Below are 832 nucleotides of genomic sequence, written 5' to 3' on the forward strand. Positions count from 1 at the left end.
AAATAAAACGAACTTGCAGGGAGCTCGTTGTTCTCCCTGCAAGTTCGTTTTATTTTTGTTATGAACGCTTCTGCTTTTTGTTAGCTGAACTGCTTTGAACGCCTTGTTCAGAAGTGGTCGTCCCTTGTCCTTCTACATTTGGTGAACCTAGCTCTGATTTTGAGCGGTCTTTTTTAATTTTACTCATGTCACTCACCTCCAGTTTGTAGTGTACCCTTTGTACAGCTACATATAAGGAGAGGCGTGCTGTTTTTATTGTTTCTTGAGCATAAACAGCCATAGAAACGTTAAGGCTTGCTTTAATTCATTTGGGAGCTGTCCAATCAGCTTATCAGTAACATTTCGCTTATATACACCTTCGCCATCGATTACTTCCCATCCATTTTCTTTTGCAAGCTGTTCAAACTCCCACGGCATCATCGTATTGCAAATAACGTCTTCACCATATAGTCTTTGGAAACTATTGGTACGAGGCTGAGCAGTTGGCCCAAGAATACCTACGCATGCATATCCTCCTAGTTTTACAACTCGGTACAATTCCTTCAAAGCTAATCGCGGGTGCTCCGTCCATTCTAGGGCGTTGATTACCATAACCCCTTCTACTGCTTCAGAAGACAGCGGGAGCTTCATAATATCAGCTTGAGCGAACGACAAATTTTCACTTTTATGCAGCTGGGATGCTTTTTGAATCATTTCTTCCGATAAGTCAAAACCGATTGCTTTATATCCAGAAGCAGCTAAAAGAGACGTTCCAAACCCATCACCGCAGCCCACGTCTGCCACCATACCACCTAATTTAAGATGTTTTTGAATAAATGGAATCACTGTTTTC

General features: G+C 41.8%; 2 protein-coding genes. Both read right to left on the reverse strand.

Translation table 11 applies throughout. The annotated features are described in order from the left end of the window. Positions 1-58: 58 nt before the first annotated feature. Positions 59-187, reverse strand: a complete 129-nt coding sequence (locus tag RB298_RS02660; RefSeq protein ID WP_013056674.1) for a YuzL family protein — start codon at positions 185-187, stop codon at positions 59-61. Positions 188-252: 65 nt separating this feature from the next. Then, positions 253-832, reverse strand: a 580-nt coding sequence (locus RB298_RS02665; protein ID WP_486045622.1) for a class I SAM-dependent methyltransferase, incomplete at its 5' end; no start/stop codon positions are given.

Origin of the sequence: Priestia sp. BR_2, assembly GCF_041954005.1 — a bacterium.
GTDB classification, from domain to species: domain Bacteria; phylum Bacillota; class Bacilli; order Paenibacillales; family Paenibacillaceae; genus Paenibacillus_AQ; species Paenibacillus_AQ lautus_A.

Excerpts from the sequence above, each read along its gene's own strand:
- RB298_RS02660 (WP_013056674.1), bottom strand. The coding sequence starts at position 187 with ATGAGTAAAATTAAAAAAGACCGCTCAAAATCAGAGCTAGGTTCACCA.